21 protein-coding genes and 1 pseudogene are annotated in these 18,512 nt (G+C 49.2%); 13 read left to right on the top strand and 9 right to left on the bottom strand.

The window, feature by feature from the left end:
• The first annotated feature begins 137 nt into the window (after positions 1–137).
• Positions 138–581 carry a type II toxin-antitoxin system toxin RatA gene (ratA, locus tag OGX96_RS12385; RefSeq protein WP_003826396.1) on the top strand — a complete coding sequence of 148 codons (444 nt, stop codon included), beginning with the start codon at positions 138–140 and terminating at the stop codon, positions 579–581.
• Positions 565–861 (top strand): RnfH family protein, encoded by a 297-nt coding sequence (locus OGX96_RS12390; protein ID WP_008785525.1) that lies wholly within the window; start codon positions 565–567, stop codon positions 859–861. Before ratA ends, OGX96_RS12390 begins: the two co-directional genes overlap by 17 nt.
• Positions 862–911: 50 nt before the next feature.
• Here OGX96_RS12390 and bamE read toward each other — a convergent pair whose 3' ends face one another.
• The 3 genes from bamE to nadK all read right to left on the bottom strand — a co-directional run bounded on the left by bamE (position 912) and on the right by nadK (position 4,031).
• On the bottom strand, positions 912–1,256 hold the full coding sequence (gene bamE / locus OGX96_RS12395) for an outer membrane protein assembly factor BamE (protein WP_008785524.1): 345 nt from the start codon (positions 1,254–1,256) through the stop codon (positions 912–914).
• A 149-nt stretch (positions 1,257–1,405) separates the two neighbouring features.
• A complete protein-coding gene (gene recN / locus OGX96_RS12400) occupies positions 1,406–3,067 on the bottom strand; it encodes a DNA repair protein RecN (protein ID WP_032944610.1) in 1,662 nt (553 codons plus the stop codon).
• Positions 3,068–3,152: 85 nt separating this feature from the next.
• Positions 3,153–4,031, bottom strand: coding sequence for an NAD(+) kinase (gene nadK / locus OGX96_RS12405; protein ID WP_003826406.1), 879 nt, complete (start codon positions 4,029–4,031; stop codon positions 3,153–3,155).
• Between the two features lie 122 nt (positions 4,032–4,153).
• Here nadK and grpE point away from each other — a divergent pair, with 122 nt between their 5' ends.
• Positions 4,154–4,747, top strand: a complete 594-nt coding sequence (gene grpE / locus OGX96_RS12410; RefSeq protein ID WP_286583184.1) for a nucleotide exchange factor GrpE — start codon at positions 4,154–4,156, stop codon at positions 4,745–4,747.
• A 49-nt stretch (positions 4,748–4,796) separates the two neighbouring features.
• On the opposite strand, the gene OGX96_RS12415 is transcribed toward grpE, so the two are convergent.
• Both OGX96_RS12415 and OGX96_RS12420 read right to left on the bottom strand, forming a co-directional pair.
• Positions 4,797–6,086, bottom strand: a complete 1,290-nt coding sequence (locus OGX96_RS12415) for an HlyC/CorC family transporter (protein ID WP_008785520.1) — start codon at positions 6,084–6,086, stop codon at positions 4,797–4,799.
• Between the two features lie 18 nt (positions 6,087–6,104).
• On the bottom strand, positions 6,105–6,896 hold the full coding sequence (locus tag OGX96_RS12420) for a cytochrome C assembly family protein (RefSeq protein ID WP_003031224.1): 792 nt from the start codon (positions 6,894–6,896) through the stop codon (positions 6,105–6,107).
• 165 nt (positions 6,897–7,061) lie between these two features.
• On the opposite strand from OGX96_RS12420, the gene ffh reads away from it, so the two are divergent.
• The 8 genes and pseudogenes from ffh to OGX96_RS12455 all read left to right on the top strand — a co-directional run bounded on the left by ffh (position 7,062) and on the right by OGX96_RS12455 (position 12,988).
• On the top strand, positions 7,062–8,423 hold the full coding sequence (gene ffh / locus OGX96_RS12425; RefSeq protein ID WP_003031226.1) for a signal recognition particle protein: 1,362 nt from the start codon (positions 7,062–7,064) through the stop codon (positions 8,421–8,423).
• A gap of 249 nt (positions 8,424–8,672) precedes the next feature.
• Positions 8,673–8,921 (top strand): 30S ribosomal protein S16, encoded by a 249-nt coding sequence (rpsP, locus tag OGX96_RS12430; RefSeq protein ID WP_003031228.1) that lies wholly within the window; start codon positions 8,673–8,675, stop codon positions 8,919–8,921.
• A gap of 18 nt (positions 8,922–8,939) precedes the next feature.
• Positions 8,940–9,488, top strand: coding sequence for a ribosome maturation factor RimM (rimM, locus tag OGX96_RS12435; protein ID WP_003031230.1), 549 nt, complete (start codon positions 8,940–8,942; stop codon positions 9,486–9,488).
• A 44-nt stretch (positions 9,489–9,532) separates the two neighbouring features.
• Complete coding sequence (gene trmD, locus OGX96_RS12440; RefSeq protein ID WP_286583186.1) at positions 9,533–10,300, top strand: tRNA (guanosine(37)-N1)-methyltransferase TrmD; 768 nt, start codon at positions 9,533–9,535, stop codon at positions 10,298–10,300.
• Positions 10,301–10,339: 39 nt separating this feature from the next.
• A complete protein-coding gene (gene rplS / locus OGX96_RS12445; protein WP_002914145.1) occupies positions 10,340–10,687 on the top strand; it encodes a 50S ribosomal protein L19 in 348 nt (115 codons plus the stop codon).
• A gap of 515 nt (positions 10,688–11,202) precedes the next feature.
• Positions 11,203–11,379 (top strand): YdcA family protein, encoded by a 177-nt coding sequence (locus tag OGX96_RS22695; RefSeq protein WP_459208802.1) that lies wholly within the window; start codon positions 11,203–11,205, stop codon positions 11,377–11,379.
• Between the two features lie 18 nt (positions 11,380–11,397).
• Positions 11,398–11,817: pseudogene (locus OGX96_RS12450) on the top strand (tyrosine-type recombinase/integrase); the annotation flags it as partial.
• Positions 11,810–12,988 carry a hypothetical protein gene (locus OGX96_RS12455; protein WP_048215753.1) on the top strand — a complete coding sequence of 393 codons (1,179 nt, stop codon included), beginning with the start codon at positions 11,810–11,812 and terminating at the stop codon, positions 12,986–12,988. The pseudogene OGX96_RS12450 and the gene OGX96_RS12455, both read left to right, overlap by 8 nt.
• Positions 12,989–13,253: 265 nt before the next feature.
• Here the strand turns inward: OGX96_RS12455 and OGX96_RS12460 are convergent, their stop codons facing one another.
• The 4 genes from OGX96_RS12460 to OGX96_RS12475 form a co-directional block, all read right to left on the bottom strand.
• On the bottom strand, positions 13,254–13,736 hold the full coding sequence (locus OGX96_RS12460) for an OmpA family protein (RefSeq protein WP_032944605.1): 483 nt from the start codon (positions 13,734–13,736) through the stop codon (positions 13,254–13,256).
• A 12-nt stretch (positions 13,737–13,748) separates the two neighbouring features.
• Positions 13,749–14,975, bottom strand: coding sequence for a diguanylate cyclase DgcN/YfiN (gene dgcN, locus OGX96_RS12465; RefSeq protein ID WP_218659028.1), 1,227 nt, complete (start codon positions 14,973–14,975; stop codon positions 13,749–13,751).
• Complete coding sequence (yfiR, locus tag OGX96_RS12470; protein ID WP_003826451.1) at positions 14,968–15,486, bottom strand: regulatory sequestration protein YfiR; 519 nt, start codon at positions 15,484–15,486, stop codon at positions 14,968–14,970. Before yfiR ends, dgcN begins: the two co-directional genes overlap by 8 nt.
• 158 nt (positions 15,487–15,644) lie before the next feature.
• Positions 15,645–16,019, bottom strand: a complete 375-nt coding sequence (locus OGX96_RS12475) for a DUF2799 domain-containing protein (RefSeq protein WP_103285658.1) — start codon at positions 16,017–16,019, stop codon at positions 15,645–15,647.
• A gap of 215 nt (positions 16,020–16,234) precedes the next feature.
• On the opposite strand from OGX96_RS12475, the gene aroF reads away from it, so the two are divergent.
• A complete protein-coding gene (aroF, locus tag OGX96_RS12480; protein WP_286583190.1) occupies positions 16,235–17,305 on the top strand; it encodes a 3-deoxy-7-phosphoheptulonate synthase AroF in 1,071 nt (356 codons plus the stop codon).
• A gap of 10 nt (positions 17,306–17,315) precedes the next feature.
• On the top strand, positions 17,316–18,437 hold the full coding sequence (gene tyrA, locus OGX96_RS12485) for a bifunctional chorismate mutase/prephenate dehydrogenase (protein WP_003826456.1): 1,122 nt from the start codon (positions 17,316–17,318) through the stop codon (positions 18,435–18,437).
• Positions 18,438–18,512: the final 75 nt, after the last annotated feature.

Genomic DNA, 18,512 nt, shown 5'->3' on the forward strand with positions numbered 1-18,512 from the left:
GTAATCTGGAATCGAAAAACACCCCATTTCATCCAGCGGGGCGCAAGGCGCTATCTTAGCACGAGTTAGGCTATAGCGTTTTTTTTAGCGGGGGATAAATGGTATTATTTGTGTGATTGATATTGATGGAAATTGTTATGCCTCAGATTAGCCGGACCGCTTTAGTACCTTACAGTGCGGAACAGATGTATCAGCTAGTGAATGATGTTAAATCCTATCCCCAGTTTTTACCGGGATGCACCGGTAGCCGTGTGCTGGAGTCGACTCCGGGACAGATGACCGCGGCGGTGGATGTCTCGAAAGCAGGGATTAGCAAAACGTTCACCACGCGCAATCAATTGACCAGTAACCAGAGCATCCTGATGCATCTGGTCGACGGACCGTTCAAGAAACTCATTGGCGGATGGAAGTTTACGCCACTGAGTCATGAAGCGTGCCGCATTGAATTTCATCTCGATTTTGAGTTTACCAATAAGTTAATCGAGCTGGCATTTGGTCGTATCTTTAAAGAGCTGGCTTCGAACATGGTGCAGGCCTTCACGGTCCGCGCGAAAGAGGTTTACAGTGTCAGCGTCAGCTAAAATTGTTGTTGAAGTGGCGTATGCGCTACCCGAGAAACAGTATCTACAGCGTGTGACGCTGCAACAGGGCGCTACGGTGGAAGAGGCTATCCGCGCTTCCGGGCTGCTGGAATTACGTACCGATATCGATCTCAGCAAAAATAAAGTGGGCATTTACAGCCGTCCGGTAAAGCTTGCTGATGTTCTCCAGGACGGTGATAGGGTGGAAATTTACCGGCCACTGATTGCCGATCCGAAAGAGCTGCGCAGACAGCGAGCAGAGAAATCTGCTAAAAAATAGCAGACAATAAAAAAGGTGCTCATTGAGCACCTTTTTTTGATCTGTTAATCCTACTTGTTGTCGGTCAAAGCAGGTTTGTTATCAATGTTCGTCAAAATGCCGCTGCTGTTAAAGGTCAGCGTCAGTGTTTGCTGGGTTACGCCTTCATGACCAGGTTGCTGACGGAACACATAAAACCAGGTGTTAGTGCCAAAAGGATCGGACATCATTGGTGTACCCAGAGCATAAGCAACCTGCTGTTGCGTCATACCCGTGCGCACTTTGGCGACATCGGTAGGTGTCAGATAATTTCCCTGGTTGATGTCAGGGCGGTAAACCACTCGCTCCAGAGTGGAACAGCCTGCAGTCAACATCAGTAGTACTGCTGCAGCAGCAGTCAGCGTTTTACAGCGCATAGTGATTTGATTCCTTTTCGGGCCCGAGCAGTACGCGGCTCATATGTAATATGCCGATGATAATAGACCTTTCACCACTTTAAAACCTTTTGCTGTCGGGTCGGTCGGCGATTTTATGTTGAACTCAGACCTTAACAAGGTAAAAAAGTTTATGCCGCCAGCAGTTCTTTTGCATTTGCGAGGGTATTGCGCGTCACTTCGCTACCGCCAAGCAGGCGGGCTAATTCCTGCAGGCGAGCGCGTTTATCAAGCGGCTGCATGTGTGTTTCGGTCATCGCGCCATCCGTTTCTTTGCTGACGTAGAAGTGTTGATGACCACAGCCAGCAACCTGCGGCAGGTGAGTAACGCACATTACCTGAGTTGACTCGCCCAACTGACGCAGCATTTTTCCCACTACCGCAGCAGTCGGGCCGCTGATACCGACATCCACTTCATCGAAAATCAGCGCCGGTGTTTCCATTTTGCGTGCGGTAATAACCTGAATAGCCAGCGCAATGCGCGACAGTTCCCCACCTGAAGCCACTTTCGCAATCGGCTGCAACGGCTGGCCTGGGTTAGTGGTCACTTTAAACTCTACGCGATCGGCACCGTCTGCGCTCAAATGATGTTCCTCAAATTTCACATCAATGCAAAAGACACCGTGCGGCATTGAGAGAGTATGCATGCTCTCTGTAATCAGTTGTCCCAGCTCCTGAGCATAATGCTGGCGCTGTTTGTGCAGCATTTTTGCCGTTTCCAGAGCCTGCTGGTGGTGATTGTTCACCGCCAGGGTTAAGGTTTCGAGCGAGTCGGCCTGATCGTCTAACTGCTGTTGTTCATCCAGCAATGACTGATAGAACTGTGGCAGCGCTTCAGGGGCAACATGATGCTTGCGGGCCAATGAGATTTGTTTGGAAATACGCTGTTCAAGTTCAAACAAACGGTTAGGATCCAAATCCAGACGATCGCAATAGTGGCGCAGCTCGTCGCTGGCTTCGCTGAGTTGGATCGTGGCCTCTTCCAGCATATCCAGGATACCGGAAAGTCTGCCGTCCATGCCTGCCAGTTCAGTGACCAGCTGCTTTGCAGTGTACAGCTGGCTTTGCAGGTTGATGTCTTCGCCATCCGCCAGGATAGCCAGCGCCTGTTGGCTGGTGGTGAGCAATTGCCCGCTGTTAGCCAGACGCTTGTACTCTTCATCAATTTGCTCAAATTCACCCGGCTGCGGGTTGAATTCGTTCAGTTCTTTTAACTGGTATTGCAACAGTTCCGCCCGGGCTGCACGCTCCTGACTCTGTTGTTGATGATGCGCCAGGTCACGGCAGCTTTGGTGCCACAGCTGGTAGCGCGCAGCCATTTCCTGAGTCAGGGACGCTTCATTGGCGTAACCATCCAGCAGAGACTTTTGGTGTTCTGATTTTGTCAGGAGCTGATGCGCATGCTGACCGTGGATTTGAATAAGCAACTGGCCCAGCTCGCGCAGCTGTGACAACGGTACGGCAGTGCCGTTAATGAAGCCGCGTGAACGTCCATCGCTGCTGATAACACGACGCAGCAAACATTCACGGCCTTCCTCAAGCTGGTTTTCTTCCAGCCAGCGCAGAGCCGCGGGGGTGTCTTTTAAGGCGAATCGCGCGCAGAGGTCGGCTCGCGTGGCGCCTGCACGTACCATGTCGGCATCTGCGCGTCCGCCCAGGCACAAACCGAGAGCATCAATGGCAATGGACTTACCCGCACCGGTTTCACCGGTAATAACGGTCATTCCGTTCTGGAAATCGATCTCAAGTTCACGAACGATAGCAAAATTGCTGATGGTCAGTTGTGCCAACATAACTGTTTTCCTGTATGAAAAACCATAACTGTAATTACATACAGTATAAACTGGTTTTTTATACAGTAAAGAGGTTGGCGTTAAATTAGAATAATTTTTTTGACCAGCCTAGTTTAGTGCTTAATGTGTTGAAATAGCTGTAATCTTTTGGGTGTATCAGGTTCAGATGATAATCACAGCGGCGAATTAATACGTCTTCACCTTCCTGTATAGGCAGGGCGATCTGGCTGTCGCAACTGATTTCCAGATCGTTTCGGCGATGAGAGAAGCGCAGGCGAATGGTGCTGCTACTGTTGATCACCAGTGGTCGTGCGGAAAGCGTATGCGGGAACATCGGGACCAGCGTAATAGCATCCAGTGAAGGCGTCAGGATCGGACCTCCGGCAGAGAGCGAGTAGGCGGTAGAGCCGGTCGGTGTGGAAATAATCAAGCCGTCCGAACGCTGGGAGAAGGCAAAAATTTCATCGATATAGACTTCAAATTCAATCATGTGCGCCACTTTTCCGGGGTGCAACACAACTTCATTGATCGCAGTGCTAATGCGCTTCTGGCAATCCTGTTGGCACACCTGGGCTTCAAGTAAAAAGCGCTTTTCGCTGATGTAGTGGCCTTCCAGCACGTCAGCTAACTGTTGGTGGGCATTGTCTGGGTCAAGGTCGGTCAGAAAACCGAGATTACCGCGGTTAATGCCAATAACCTTGATATCATAACGTGCCAGGGTGCGTGCGGCGCCCAGCATATTGCCGTCGCCGCCGACTACCACGGCGAGGTCTGCCTGCTGGCCAATCTCTGCGAGCGTACCGGTTTTCACATTTTTCAGCTGCAGCTCGTGGGCGATTTGTTGCTCAACGATAACCTCATAACCTTTGGCGCACAGCCAACGGTAGAGCATTTCATGTGTGGTCAGTGCAGTGGGGTGACGTGGATGCCCCACAATGCCAATACACTTGAAATGTTTGTTCATTTTCTCGAGGTCCTTGTAACGAAGATTAGTGACAATGTGAGTACTTCCCTTGAATCCCTGAATCTGATCCCCATAATAAGCCAAGTTAGCGAGATGAATGCGAAAAAAACGCGGAGAAATTCATGAGTAGTAAAGAACAGAAAACGCCTGAGGGGCAAGCCCCGGAAGAAATTATCATGGATCAGCACGAAGAAGTTGAGGCGGTTGAACCAGACGCTTCTGCTGAGCAGGTGGATCCGCGCGATGAAAAAATTGCGAATCTGGAAGCTCAGCTTGCTGAAGCCGAAACGCGCGAGCGCGACAGCGTGTTGCGTATCAAAGCGGAAATGGAAAACCTGCGTCGTCGTACCGAACTGGACGTAGAAAAAGCGCATAAGTTTGCACTGGAAAAATTCGTCAACGAACTGCTGCCGGTGCTGGATAGCCTGGACCGTGCGCTGGAAGTTGCGGACAAAGACAATGACGCTATGGCGGCTATGGTCGAAGGTATTGAGCTGACCCGTAAGTCAATGCTGGATGTTGTGGCGAAGTTTGGCGTACAGGTGGTTGCGGATATCGACGTGCCGATGGACCCGAACGTGCACCAGGCGATTGCAATGGTAGAGTCTGACGACATTGCTGCCGGTAATGTGCTGATGGTTATGCAGAAAGGCTATACCCTGAACGGACGTACCATCCGTGCGGCGATGGTCTCTGTGGCGAAAGCCAAAGGCTAATTAGCCTCAGACCGGGTAATGCTGATGCGCTACCCGGTCTGGATTACTCTCACTGGTCCGATACGCTTTCCCGCAGCGGTTTGACGGGCAACACCTGCACCTGTTTAATCATATTGTCCTGCACGTCGAGAATATCGATATCGTACTGCCCAATACGCACACGTGTGCCGGCAACCGGGATCTCTTCCAGCGCTTCAAGAATAATACCGTTCACGGTACGTGCGTCATCTTCCGGCAGGTGCCAGTTAAACGCCTTATTGATTTCACGAACGTTGGCGCTACCGTCAATGATCACCGAACCGTCATTCTGCGGTGTGACTTCTTCGGCAAGCGTCGGTGACATTGAGGTCGTGAAGTCACCAACAATCTCTTCCAGAATATCCTCGACCGTAACCAGTCCTTGAATATCGCCATATTCATTAACGACCAGGCCCACTTTCTTCTTATTGCGCTGAAATTTAATGAGCTGGGTGCTGAGTGGTGTGCCTTCCGGAACGTAATAAATTTCGTCGGCGGCGCGTAACATGGTCTCTTTGGTGAACTCTTTTTTCTCGGCCATCAATCGCCAGGCTTCACGTACGCGCAGCATACTGATGGCATCGTCGAGCGAGTCGCGATACAGCACAATACGACCGTGCGGGGAGTGCGAAAGCTGACGCACGATTGATTTCCAGTCATCGTTAATATCAATGCCGATGATTTCATTACGCGGGATCATGATGTCATCGACGCTGACTTTTTCCAGATCCAGCACTGACAGCAGCATATCCTGGTTACGGCGTGAGATTTGCGAGCGCGATTCATTCACCAGCGTTCGCAGTTCATCTTTACTCAGCGAACCGCTCACTACGATATCCGTTTTGATGCCCATCATGCGCATCAGAAGTCGCGTAATGGTGTTGAGTAGCCATACTAACGGCATCATCAGAATCTGCAGAGGAGCCAGCAGGACGCTGCTCGGATAGGCAACTTTTTCCGGATATAGCGCGGCAATCGTCTTTGGTAGCACTTCGGCAAAAACCAGCACCACAAACGTCAGTACCCCGGTGGCAATGGCGACGCCAGCATCGCCATACAGGCGCATACCGACAATGGTGCCGAGTGCGGAGGCCAGAATGTTCACCAGATTATTACCGATGAGCACCAGGCTTATCAGGCGATCCGGCTTGCGAAGTAACTTTTCAACGCGTTTTGCCTGGCGATTTCCCTGTTTGGCCCGATGGCGTAGGCGGTAGCGATTCAGGGTCATCATTCCGGTTTCAGAACCGGAAAAATAGGCGGAAATGACCACCATGATGAGGAGCGTGATAATGAGCGTGGTGGTGGAGATGTGTTCCACGTAGGGTTCCTTAAAGATTTAACTCACGAACTGCTGCAGGATACGGCTGCCGAAATAGGCCAGCGTCAGAATGCCAGCGCCTGCGACGTTAAACCATACGACGCGACGTCCGCGCCAACCTTCATGGTAATGTCCCCACAACAGAACGATATAGACAAACCATGCCACGATAGAGAGAACGGCTTTATCAATGTTCTCGGTACTGAACAGGTTATGCATGTAAAACAGGCCAGTGCACAGGGTGAGCGTCAGCAGAACCACGCCAATTTGGGTGATATGAAACATCTTCCGCTCAATACTCATCAGTGGCGGCATCTCATTGCTGAAGGCCAGTTTCTTGTTTTTCAGTTGGTAATCGATCCATGCCAACTGTAGCGCGTAGAGCGCGGCGATAATCAGCGTGGCGTAAGCGAACAGTGATAGCCCGATGTGAATCATCATGCCTGGCGTAGCTTCGAGATGGGTGATGAACTCGTTAGGCATAAACGTGGCGAAGGCCAGGTTTATCAGCGCAAAGGCGTAGACAATGGGCAGCAATAGCCAGCCACGATTGCGGGACGCGACGATGGTCATTACCGTACAGATCATCAGGCTTACCAGCGAGCCGACGTTCAACAGACTCAGGTTTTGTCCGCTTTCACCGCCGGGTAGGATACGCGCTTCCAGGGCGATAGCATGGCTTACCAGCGCAACGACCGCAGAGAGAATAGCCATACGCCGCCAGCCGCTGTTTTTTTGCAGCAGAGCGGGAATAATCAGCGCGAGGCTGACTGAGTAGGCGACAAGGGCGAGCAGAGCAAAAACGGGCATATAGGTGTCGACAGTTGGCCAGTGATAAAGAAAAGCAGTATAGCGTTACGTGACCGCTGCTCCAACCGTTGCATAACAACAAAGGCGGCTTCATGTTATACTGCGACAAATTTCTGTTGATGTGTCGCTGTCGCGACCGACCGTTTCCACCCCAGGCGAGAGACAATGTTTGATAATTTAACCGATCGTTTGTCGCGCACGCTGCGCAATATCAGTGGCCGTGGACGCCTTACTGAAGACAACGTTAAAGAGACGCTGCGCGAAGTGCGCATGGCGCTGCTGGAGGCTGACGTAGCGCTGCCGGTAGTGCGTGAGTTTATCAATCGCGTAAAAGAGAAAGCGGTTGGTCATGAAGTTAACAAAAGCCTGACGCCGGGTCAGGAGTTCGTCAAGATTGTCCGTAACGAACTGGTTGCGGCAATGGGCGAAGAAAACCAGACCCTGAATCTGGCTGCACAGCCGCCAGCCGTGGTGCTGATGGCGGGCCTGCAGGGTGCGGGTAAAACGACCAGCGTCGGTAAGCTGGGTAAATTCCTGCGCGAGAAGCACAAGAAGAAAGTGCTGGTGGTCTCTGCGGACGTTTATCGCCCGGCGGCGATCAAACAGCTGGAAACGCTGGCCGAGCAGGTCGGTGTTGACTTCTTCCCGTCGGATGTCGGCCAGAAGCCGGTCGATATCGTTAACGCCGCGCTGAAAGAAGCCAAACTCAAATTCTACGACGTGCTGCTGGTGGATACCGCCGGTCGTCTGCACGTTGACGAAGCCATGATGGACGAAATCAAACAGGTCCACGCTTCTATCAAGCCGGTAGAAACGCTGTTTGTGGTCGACGCCATGACCGGTCAAGATGCCGCGAATACCGCAAAAGCCTTTAACGAAGCGCTGCCGTTAACCGGCGTAGTGCTGACAAAAGTTGATGGTGATGCCCGTGGCGGTGCGGCGCTCTCTATTCGTCATATTACCGGTAAGCCGATTAAATTCCTCGGCGTCGGCGAGAAAACCGAAGCACTGGAGCCGTTCCATCCGGACAGGATTGCTTCGCGCATTCTCGGCATGGGCGACGTGCTGTCGCTGATCGAAGATATCGAAAGCAAGGTTGACCGCGCACAGGCAGAAAAATTAGCCAGCAAGCTGAAAAAAGGCGATGGCTTCGATCTCAACGATTTCCTTGAACAGCTTAACCAGATGAAAAACATGGGCGGTATGGCAAGCCTGATGGGCAAGCTGCCGGGCATGGGTCAGATCCCTGACAATGTGAAATCGCAGATGGACGATAAAGTGCTGGTGCGTATGGAAGCCATCATCAACTCGATGACGATGAAAGAACGCGCTAAGCCGGAAATTATCAAAGGTTCCCGTAAACGCCGTATCGCTGCCGGTTGCGGTATGCAGGTACAGGACGTAAACCGCCTTCTGAAACAGTTCGACGACATGCAGCGCATGATGAAGAAAATGAAGAAGGGCGGAATGGCGAAGATGATGCGTGGTATGAAGGGGATGATGCCCCCAGGATTCCCAGGCCGCTAATCGGCCTGGCTTGTTTGCCATTTCGGCACCGGGGTGTGCTCGCCATCCTCACGTACTGCGTGTACGCTCCGGTGGCTGCGCGCACGCCGGCACCGAACTGACGGCACCGCCAACGGCCTTTTATAGCAGAGTTATCAACTGCTGATTGCATTTTCCCCAGAAATCAGTAAAATTTTCGGGCTTTTAATATGACACCCGGGCTCCGTTCCTCGATGGGGCCTGGGTGTTTTATTCACACAAGAGGATGTTATGGTTACTATTCGTTTAGCTCGTCACGGCGCTAAAAAGCGTCCGTTCTACCAGGTTGTTGTTACCGACAGCCGTAATGCACGCAACGGTCGCTTCATCGAGCGCGTTGGCTTCTTTAACCCAATCGCTAGCGAAAAAGAAGAAGGCACTCGCCTGGATCTGGATCGCATCGCTCACTGGGTTGGCCAGGGCGCGACTATTTCTGATCGCGTAGCTACGCTGATCAAAGCAGCAAACAAAGCAGCTTAATCTGTCACGGTGGTCATGATGAGCAAGCAACTCGCCGCACAGGCTCCTGTGGAACCCATCGTTTTGGGGAAAATGGGGTCTTCTTACGGTATCCGTGGTTGGCTCAGAGTGTTTTCTTCCACTGAAGACGCCGAAAGCATTTTTGACTATCAGCCCTGGTTTATCCAGAAGGCGGGTCAGTGGCAGCAAGTACAGCTGGAAAGCTGGAAGCACCACAATCAGGATCTGATCATCAAGCTGAAAGGCGTTGACGATCGTGATTCGGCGAATCTACTGACTAATTGCGAAATTGTCGTGGATTCCTCGCAGTTGCCAGCGCTGGAAGATGGTTCCTACTACTGGAAAGACCTTATGGGCTGCCAGGTAGTGACTACTGAAGGCTACGATCTCGGTAAAGTCGTCGATATGATGGAAACCGGTTCGAATGACGTCATCGTCATCAAGGCAAACCTGAAAGATGCGTTTGGTATCAAGGAACGTCTTGTGCCGTTCCTCGATGGGCAGGTTATCAAGAAAGTCGATCTCGCTACTCGTACTATCGAAGTAGATTGGGATCCTGGTTTTTAAACCACCGGATAAACGGTAAAAGTCGGCGTTATGGGGATTGGCTTGTGTTTATAGGTATCGTTAGCCTGTTTCCAGAAATGTTCCGCGCAATTACCGATTACGGGGTAACTGGCCGGGCAGTAAAAAATGGCCTGCTGAACATCCAGAGTTGGAGTCCTCGTGACTTTACTCATGACCGGCACCGTACCGTGGACGATCGTCCTTACGGCGGCGGACCGGGGATGTTAATGATGGTGCAACCTTTACGGGACGCCATTCATGCAGCAAAAGCTGCGGCTGGTGAAGGCGCAAAGGTGATTTATCTGTCACCTCAGGGACGCAAGCTTGATCAAGCGGGCGTTAGCGAACTGGCCACGAATCAAAAGCTGATTCTGGTATGTGGTCGCTATGAAGGAATAGATGAGCGCGTGATTCAAACCGAAATTGACGAAGAATGGTCAATCGGCGATTACGTACTCAGCGGTGGTGAGTTACCAGCAATGACGCTGATCGACTCCGTGTCCCGGTTTATTCCGGGGGTACTGGGTCATGAAGCTTCGGCAATCGAAGATTCGTTTGCTGATGGGTTGCTGGATTGCCCGCACTATACCCGACCTGAAGTGTTAGAGCAGATGGAAGTACCGGCGGTGTTACTGTCGGGGAACCACGCTGAGATACGTCGCTGGCGTTTGAAGCAGTCGCTGGGCCGGACCTGGCTTAGAAGACCTGAACTTCTGGAAAACCTGGCTCTGACTGAAGAGCAAGCAAAGTTGCTGGCGGAGTTCAAAAAGGAACACGCACAACAGCAACATAAACATGATGGGCAGGCGTAAGCCCCCAATATCAGTTTACCCAGGATAAGAGATTAAATTATGAGCAACATTATTAAGCAACTTGAACAAGAACAGATGAAGCAGGACGTACCTTCCTTCCGTCCGGGTGATACCGTGGAAGTGAAAGTATGGGTTGTTGAAGGTTCCAAAAAACGTCTGCAGGCATTCGAGGGCGTGGTTATCGCTATTCGTAACCGCGGTCTGCACTCTGCATTCACTGTTCGTAAAATTTCCAACGGCGAAGGCGTTGAGCGTGTCTTCCAGACTCACTCTCCGGTAGTTGACAGCATTGCTGTTAAACGTCGTGGTGCTGTTCGTAAAGCTAAACTGTACTACCTGCGTGAGCGCACTGGTAAGTCTGCTCGTATCAAAGAGCGTCTTAACTAAGATTCGCGCAAGCGACATCCTGTTAGAAAAGGGCTGGCCGAAAGGCTGGCCCTTTTTTTATTGATGCTGCCCATAATATGTCGAAATATTGTGGGGTGTGGTTAATAAATAAATTATCCGATATTTTGGCGGGAACTGAAGTTCAGAAAGCATTGTTTATTGTTGTTACGGTTGTAATGGTGGATGCTGTGCAGTTGATTACATGTTGATGGTGATTATAATAAAAATAATTATATTAATATGGTTGCGTCGCCTTGTTTTTACTACATATTAGAAACGGATCACAAACGGTAAACATTTTTTTGATAGTATATGGTCTGTAATTGCGAAACTCAATGCATCTATATTTACCAGAATTATTGTTTGGGTGGTTATGCTGGGTTTAGTCTTGTAACTGGCTAGTGTTCGATAAGGATTTTAGTACCAAATTGGTGCTAAACCGTGCGAGGAATGTCAGGCAACAACAATAAAAACCATGAGTAATATTTGATGTTCTCTATTTAAGGATAATACTAATGAAAGTATGCTTTTCTTTTCTAATAATAGTACTGCTCTCAATTTCATCTTCTACTGTATCTGCAAAAAATTACCCATGTTCTAAATCTAAAGGTGGAGTATCGCATTGCACCGCTGACGGAAAATTTGTTTGTAATGATGGTAGTATTAGTCGCTCTAAGAAAAAGTGTTCTTAAAAGTATCGTCTCGTGAGGCGTACTAGATGGGGTGAAGCCAAACGTCTGATTCGTTCACATCTTTTACCCCACAAGCTGACCTTCACGAAAACTAAAGGTAAGAAGAATCGCACGGTGCTGATCCCTCGGTGGCTGTATGACGAGCTAGCTCCTTTGCAGGGGAAAATGTTCCATCCCTGCTATCAGGAGTTCAAGAAAATGCTCGCACTGACCGATATTGTGTTGGCTGAAGGGCAGAAGACGCACGTGCTACGTCATACTTTTGCGAGTCATTTTATGATGAATGGAGGTAATATCTTGGTACTCCAACGGATTCTTGGCCATGCAAACATAAGAGAGACGATGCGATACGCACATTTTGCTCCTGATCATCTTGAAGAAGCTGCTCTTCTTAATCCGATATCACTATACAGGCATGAGGAAATTACAAGTGAGTAGTAAGGCAAACTGCGTTTTTTGTGGGCGTAAACCTGAAAAGAAAAGTAGAGAACATATTATTCCACAATGGTTGATAAAAAAAACAGGAGATCCAAAGAGACAGGCTTTTTTTGGGATGCCCATTTGTGATCGTGATGAAGAGGGTGTGTATACTAAAATAAATGCACCAAATTCTGATAATGTCGATACGAAAGGACGCGTATTTTCATTTGACAACTTCACGTTTCCTGCTTGTGAGAAATGCAATGGTGATTATTCTAATCTTGAAGCTAAAGTTAAAGATGTTTATGAACGCATGTCTGATAATAAGTCTATAGACAGAGAGCAAATTAATTTATTCCTTGACTGGATGGATAAAGTAAGAGTCGGTGTGTGGCTGGGGTTGCGTCAATTAGATAAGAATGTTGCTGATATTGAGCCAAATTTTGCCATTTCTCATCGTATGGGATGTTATGACAGAATTTTAATGATTAAACGTTTTGAAAATCAACCGCAAGGTGTGAATTTTATAGGTTCAGAAAATTTTTCCTTTGCAATTATGCCAAGCGTTTTTTGTCTTAGGATTAATGATTTATATTTCTTTAATGTCTCATCGATGTTTTTGGTTTCACATGGATTAGGCTTTCCTTATATAGACGGGATGAAATTAGATAACAACAGTGATAGGTTGATTGTGGATCCACTCCCAGGAAAAGAAAAAATTACCCAGCCTATATTTGGAAGAGATGTGTGGGGAGGTGCTGTATGTATAATTCAACCAATGTTCAAAAATTCTTTGGTTGAGGAAAATGCTGATAGTGAACTTTCAAAATTATATGAAACAGATTACATCCTAGAAAACAGCTTGGAACCTAAAGAAGGAAAAGGTGCCATATTCATTAGACAAGTTGATGGAAGTGTTAAAAAAATGGAGGTTGATGAGGGGTTAAAGATTGATTATTCAAAAGGGGCAAAAGACCCACGCCATGATCCCATAAGAGTTTATATAGAAGTACTGAATTGGCAGAATTATCTCATAAAAGAACAACTTCAAAATATGAATCTTGACTTATTATCTGAAGAGCAAAAAGCGTATGTCAACGAAAAGTATGGTTTCGCTCAACGTACAAATGATGTGCTCATACAGCATGCTCAGAATTCTTTGTATAAGGATATGATGCTTTCTTGGTAAGAAGGGTGTCCACATTCTGTCCACGCAGCATGTTTTTGGTTGCACTTGATTGCACTAGAGATACATATAACTAACTGTTTATAATCAAAAATTTATGATTATCAATGGTGTCAGGTAAAAGCGTCTTAACTAAGATTCGCGCAAGCGACATCCTGTTAGAAAAGGGCTGGCCGAAAGGCTGGCCCTTTTTTTATCCCGACGTTTACTTCTTTTATTCTTTATGGCAATGGAATGACTGCGCGGCGCGCAGCCAGTTGGGGGACGATTATGGTGTCGTGATCACGACCGCCACGCGGCGGTTTTCAGCGCGACCTTTTGATGTCTGGTTGCTGGCAATGGGATATTTCTTCCCGAGTCCCTGAGTAGTCAGGTTGCTGCGGGGAATATTAGCGCCCTGCGCCCATGCATCGGCAACGACATTAGCGCGTTTGAGTGACAGAGCTTCATTGTAGCTGTCTTCGCCGTAGTTATCAGTATGACCATCCAGGCGAGCATGATTAAGCCCGGTAGCTGCCAGTTTGGATGCCATTTCCTTGATCTGTTTTTCACTTTCAGGTCGGAGTTTATAGTCATTTTTGTCAAACAGGATAGTGTCAGACAGGCCGAGAGACCAGTCTCCTGATGCTTCAGTAAATCCGTATGATTTCATGGCTGCAATTTGCTCTGGGGTAAATTTTCCCTGAGGTGCCTGACAGCCAGCCAGAATCAGTAAAAGCAGAAGAAACGGGGATAATAAACGTTTTAGCATGTGTGTAATTCCTTATTTTTTAATAATGCGTTCAGAACGCAAATGTTTAGCCTGATACATATTTTGATCGGCAAGTTCTTGTAATTTTTCGGCAGAGGCATGTTCCCACGTCAGCGCAAACCCAATGCTGAGCGTCATGCTTGCCAGATGACCATTATGCAGGTCAAAAGGTCGGTTAAACTCTTGTGACAGTGCCGCGCAGATCCGCTGAACCTCATATTCAGAATGAACGCTGTACAGCACCATGGCGAACTCATCGCCGCCAAGTCTGTATGGGTAATGGCGACTCCCCCCAAACTCGGATAACCTTTTTGCGACTTCAATCAGGACCCGATCCCCCGCTGCGTGGCCCCAGGTATCATTAATAAATTTAAAATTGTCGCCATCAAGGAATAACAATGCCGAGCTGCTGTGGGCGGCATCATCATTCATTAAGGCATTAATGCTGCTGCGAAATGCGGCGCGATTTGCCAGACCCGTCAGAGGATCATGTAGTGCAGTACGCAACAGCTGAGCGTTTTTTGCCTGCAGTTTAAGTTGCCACTCCTCCATCTCGTCCAGCAGACTATTAAAGTCCAGGGCAAAGAGATGAAACTCTTCAATGCGTTCCTCTGATACGCGCCGTGAAAAGTTACGGTTGGTACGAACATCATGTACCACCTCGGTAATGTTTTGCAGTGCATCCACAACGCCATTGTGTAAATAGCGAGTGAGCATTAATGCAATTCCGGATGCCAACAGAATGCACCCGGTAAGAACGGCCAGCGACAAATAGATGAAATGACTGATAACGCTATCGCGCGCAGTCAATCGTACTTCACCGATGACGTTGCCATTGTGCAAAATCGGCTGAGTGACCGGTTGTGGGAACAGCCAGTGGCTGATCATCCCGCTAATCTTTTCAGTGGTATCCTGCGCGTTATAGCGCCAGGTGGCGATCACCTTCTGGTTTTTATTACGAACTTCTGCAACGGAAAATTGCCCCTGCTGACCCAGTGCCGCCAGCGTTTCAGTTGCTGCAACATTATCAGAAAAGACTAATGCAGCTTCGAGCGTACGGGTCATGGTAGCGGCAGTCAGATCCAGATTCTTTTGCGCATACTGTCTTAATGCCAGCACGGAAGAAATGCTGAGCAGCAGCCAGATCAGCATCATGGTTACCAGAACGCTGATTATGCTGATACGCCGTAATGTTCGCTTAAACGTCGGGCGTGCTATGGGAGAATGGCCCTTATCCATGCTTATTATTCCGTGCAAGCATCAATACGTCTGGACTGACCCTTACGCCGCTGCGTGAAAGGGAATCCATATTTACGGAAAATCTCACATCTTCGTCTTTAATTATGAGGCAAAAGGCGCTGCCAATAACGCATTCGGGGTTCTGTTCAGCAATTAATAACAATGCCTTAGTCGGATATTTATTCTTTAATTCCACCTGATAAGTAGGGGATTCTTTTCCAAAATAAAAACCGTCACACTGCGAAACTAATATTTCTTGTTCCGTACGGATGATGACGGGAAGATAGGGTAATGCGCCTGCACTGGTATCTTTCAGGACACTGGAAAAACGCGATGAAGAGAAAATACACAGTTTTGGGGGCCCGGAAAGTGCAGGCCAGCGTGTATAACTGACGATGCCGGAAACCATAGCGCGTACCGATTTTGCTTCTTCCGTAACGCTTTGGGCATACAGCGGTAATCCGGTCAGGAGCAGTGCCAGTAGAAGTATGAGTCGGTAAGAATAGCTCATGAGTAGTTACCTACCAGCGTTTGCTGTAAAACGTCGAAATACATTCAAGATTGTTTGCAACAAAATAACATTATTTTCCTAAGCCGTCATTATTCCTGGAATAATGCTATTGGTGATTTAAGTTAAATCTTAATGGTTTATAAAATATAAACCATTGTTTAATTTAACCTTATCGAGGTAGCGCCCTCGTTTGCCCCTTGCTGCCAGGCGCTGTGTAACTGGTCAACATTTTCGACAGTATCGCAACTGGGCGGAAAAGTTTTCCCGGTCAGGCCTCTGGCATAAACAAAATCCTGCTGGCAGGTTTTACGTTGTCCCTCGGCGTAACCCTTAAGGTATTCCGTACGATCGACGTCGGGGTCATTGTAGTTGTCGGCAAGCGTTTCATTATCTTTAACGGCATAACCCGAAATGGCATCTTGTATCCCGGCGTCGTACCAGTCGGTACCAGTCCAGGTAGGGGCATGGGTGTAGGGGTCTATCTGACATCCGCTAAGAAGTAATAGAAACAAGATGCTGATGAGTTGCTTCATTGCCTGTGCTCCTTCGTTTTTTTAAGCATAGTGGATCTGAAAACTCGGTGGTGTAAATTTAAATGTACATTCATAAGGGCTGTTTTTGCCTTAAAATAACAACATGTAAATTAAAATTTACGGATTGTGGATTGAAATCTTTACCTGTTGTGATATCGTTATTTCCTCCTCGCTGAGGATCAACTATCGCAAACGAGCTAAACAGGATCACCATCATGCAAAAAGACGCGCTGAACAACGTACATATTACCGACGAACAGGTTCTGATGACTCCGGAGCAACTGAAAGCTGAATTTCCGCAGAGCCATGAGCAAGAGGCGCAAATCGCCCAGTCGCGTAAAACCATCTCAGATATTATCTCCGGTCGCGATCCGCGCCTGCTGGTCGTATGTGGCCCATGCTCCATTCACGATCCTGAAATGGCGATTGAGTATGCTCGTCGATTTAAAGCCCTTGCCGCAGAGGTCAGCGATAGCCTCTACCTGGTGATGCGCGTCTATTTTGAAAAACCCCGTACCACTGTCGGCTGGAAAGGGTTAATTAACGATCCTCATATGGATGGCTCTTTTGATGTTGAAGCAGGTCTGAAAATTGCGCGTCAGCTGCTGCTTGAACTGGTAAATATGGGACTGCCGCTGGCAACTGAAGCGCTGGATCCAAATAGCCCGCAATACCTGGGCGATCTGTTTAGCTGGTCCGCAATCGGTGCCCGTACTACGGAATCGCAGACTCACCGTGAAATGGCTTCCGGTCTTTCGATGCCGGTTGGCTTTAAGAATGGTACCGACGGTAGCCTGGCGACCGCCATTAACGCCATGCGCGCGGCCGCGCAGTCGCACCGCTTTGTCGGTATTAACCAGGCCGGGCAGGTTGCACTGCTGCAAACACAGGGGAATCCGGACGGTCACGTGATCTTGCGCGGAGGTAAAGCGCCGAACTACAGCCCGGCAGATGTCGCCCAGTGCGAAAAAGAGATGGAGCAGGCGGGACTACGACCTTCTCTGATGGTAGATTGCAGTCATGGTAATTCCAATAAAGATTACCGCCGTCAGCCTGCCGTGGCTGAATCCGTGATTGCACAAATCAAAGATGGCAATCGCTCAATCATTGGCTTGATGATTGAAAGTAATATTCACGAAGGCAACCAGTCTTCCGAACAGCCGCGCAGCGAAATGAAATACGGCGTATCCGTAACTGACGCCTGCATTAGCTGGGAAATGACGGATGCGCTGCTGCGTGAAATTAGCCAGGATTTAAACGGCCAGCTGTCGGCGCGTGTAGCATAAGAGGTTGGTTATGGTTGCTGAATTGACCGCATTACGCGATCAAATTGATGAAGTCGACAAGGCGTTGCTGGATTTACTGGCACGCCGCCTGGAGCTGGTTGCCGAAGTAGGTGAAGTAAAAAGCCGCTTTGGGCTGCCGATCTACGTGCCGGAACGGGAAGCCTCTATGCTGGCCTCTCGCCGGGCGGAAGCGGAAGCCCTGGGTGTGCCGCCGGACCTGATTGAAGATGTGCTACGCCGCGTTATGCGTGAGTCCTACTCCAGTGAGAACGACAAAGGGTTTAAAACGCTTTGTCCTTCTCTGCGGCCGGTGGTGATTGTCGGCGGCGGCGGTCAGATGGGGCGTCTGTTCGAAAAAATGCTCACCCTGTCAGGTTACCAGGTGCGGATCCTGGAACAGCAGGACTGGGATCGCGCGCCGGAGATCGTCTCTGATGCCGGCATGGTGATCGTCAGCGTGCCGATCCACGTCACCGAGCAGGTGATCGCCAAACTACCGCGTCTGCCGTCTGACTGCATTCTGGTGGATCTGGCTTCGGTGAAAAATGGTCCTTTACAGGCGATGCTGGCTGCACATGATGGCCCGGTGGTGGGGTTACACCCAATGTTTGGTCCGGACAGCGGCAGTCTGGCCAAGCAGGTCGTCGTTTGGTGTGACGGACGTCAGCCGGAAGCTTATCAGTGGTTTCTGGAACAGATTCAGGTATGGGGTGCGCGACTGCATCGGATCAGCGCCGTTGAACATGACCAGAACATGGCGTTTATTCAGGCACTGCGTCACTTTGCGACCTTTGCTTACGGTCTGCATTTAGCGGAAGAGAACGTTCAACTGGAGCAGCTGCTGGCGCTCTCTTCGCCGATTTACCGGCTTGAGCTGGCGATGGTTGGCCGTCTGTTTGCCCAAGATCCGCAGCTCTATGCCGATATTATTATGTCGTCTGAGAGCAACCTTGCGCTGATTAAACGCTACTACCAACGTTTTGGCGAGGCGATCGGTTTACTGGAGCAGGGCGATAAGCAAGCGTTTATCGACAGTTTCCGTAAGGTGGAGCATTGGTTTGGCGATTATGCGAAACGCTTCCAGAGTGAAAGCCGTACTTTGTTACGCCAGGCGAATGATAGCCGTCCTTAATTAAGATGCCGGATGGCGGCTTCGCCTTATCCGGCCTTCAAAAATCGTATGAACCGTAGGCCGGATAAGCGTAGC

The organism is Citrobacter sp. Cpo100 (assembly GCF_030332595.1).
In the GTDB taxonomy this organism is placed as follows: Bacteria; Pseudomonadota; Gammaproteobacteria; order Enterobacterales; family Enterobacteriaceae; genus Citrobacter; species Citrobacter portucalensis.

Coding starts and splice junctions, on each gene's coding strand:
- recN (WP_032944610.1), bottom strand. CDS start 3,067: ATGTTGGCACAACTGACCATCAGCAATTTTGCTATCGTTCGTGAACTT.
- OGX96_RS12460 (WP_032944605.1), bottom strand. CDS start 13,736: ATGCTAAAACGTTTATTATCCCCGTTTCTTCTGCTTTTACTGATTCTG.
- rimM (WP_003031230.1), top strand. CDS start 8,940: ATGAGCAAGCAACTCGCCGCACAGGCTCCTGTGGAACCCATCGTTTTG.
- OGX96_RS12475 (WP_103285658.1), bottom strand. CDS start 16,019: ATGAAGCAACTCATCAGCATCTTGTTTCTATTACTTCTTAGCGGATGT.
- OGX96_RS12420 (WP_003031224.1), bottom strand. CDS start 6,896: ATGCCCGTTTTTGCTCTGCTCGCCCTTGTCGCCTACTCAGTCAGCCTC.
- bamE (WP_008785524.1), bottom strand. CDS start 1,256: ATGCGCTGTAAAACGCTGACTGCTGCTGCAGCAGTACTACTGATGTTG.
- tyrA (WP_003826456.1), top strand. CDS start 17,316: ATGGTTGCTGAATTGACCGCATTACGCGATCAAATTGATGAAGTCGAC.
- rpsP (WP_003031228.1), top strand. CDS start 8,673: ATGGTTACTATTCGTTTAGCTCGTCACGGCGCTAAAAAGCGTCCGTTC.
- nadK (WP_003826406.1), bottom strand. CDS start 4,031: ATGAACAAACATTTCAAGTGTATTGGCATTGTGGGGCATCCACGTCAC.
- ffh (WP_003031226.1), top strand. CDS start 7,062: ATGTTTGATAATTTAACCGATCGTTTGTCGCGCACGCTGCGCAATATC.
- OGX96_RS22695 (WP_459208802.1), top strand. CDS start 11,203: ATGAAAGTATGCTTTTCTTTTCTAATAATAGTACTGCTCTCAATTTCA.
- ratA (WP_003826396.1), top strand. CDS start 138: ATGCCTCAGATTAGCCGGACCGCTTTAGTACCTTACAGTGCGGAACAG.
- yfiR (WP_003826451.1), bottom strand. CDS start 15,486: ATGAGCTATTCTTACCGACTCATACTTCTACTGGCACTGCTCCTGACC.
- aroF (WP_286583190.1), top strand. CDS start 16,235: ATGCAAAAAGACGCGCTGAACAACGTACATATTACCGACGAACAGGTT.
- grpE (WP_286583184.1), top strand. CDS start 4,154: ATGAGTAGTAAAGAACAGAAAACGCCTGAGGGGCAAGCCCCGGAAGAA.
- rplS (WP_002914145.1), top strand. CDS start 10,340: ATGAGCAACATTATTAAGCAACTTGAACAAGAACAGATGAAGCAGGAC.
- dgcN (WP_218659028.1), bottom strand. CDS start 14,975: ATGGATAAGGGCCATTCTCCCATAGCACGCCCGACGTTTAAGCGAACA.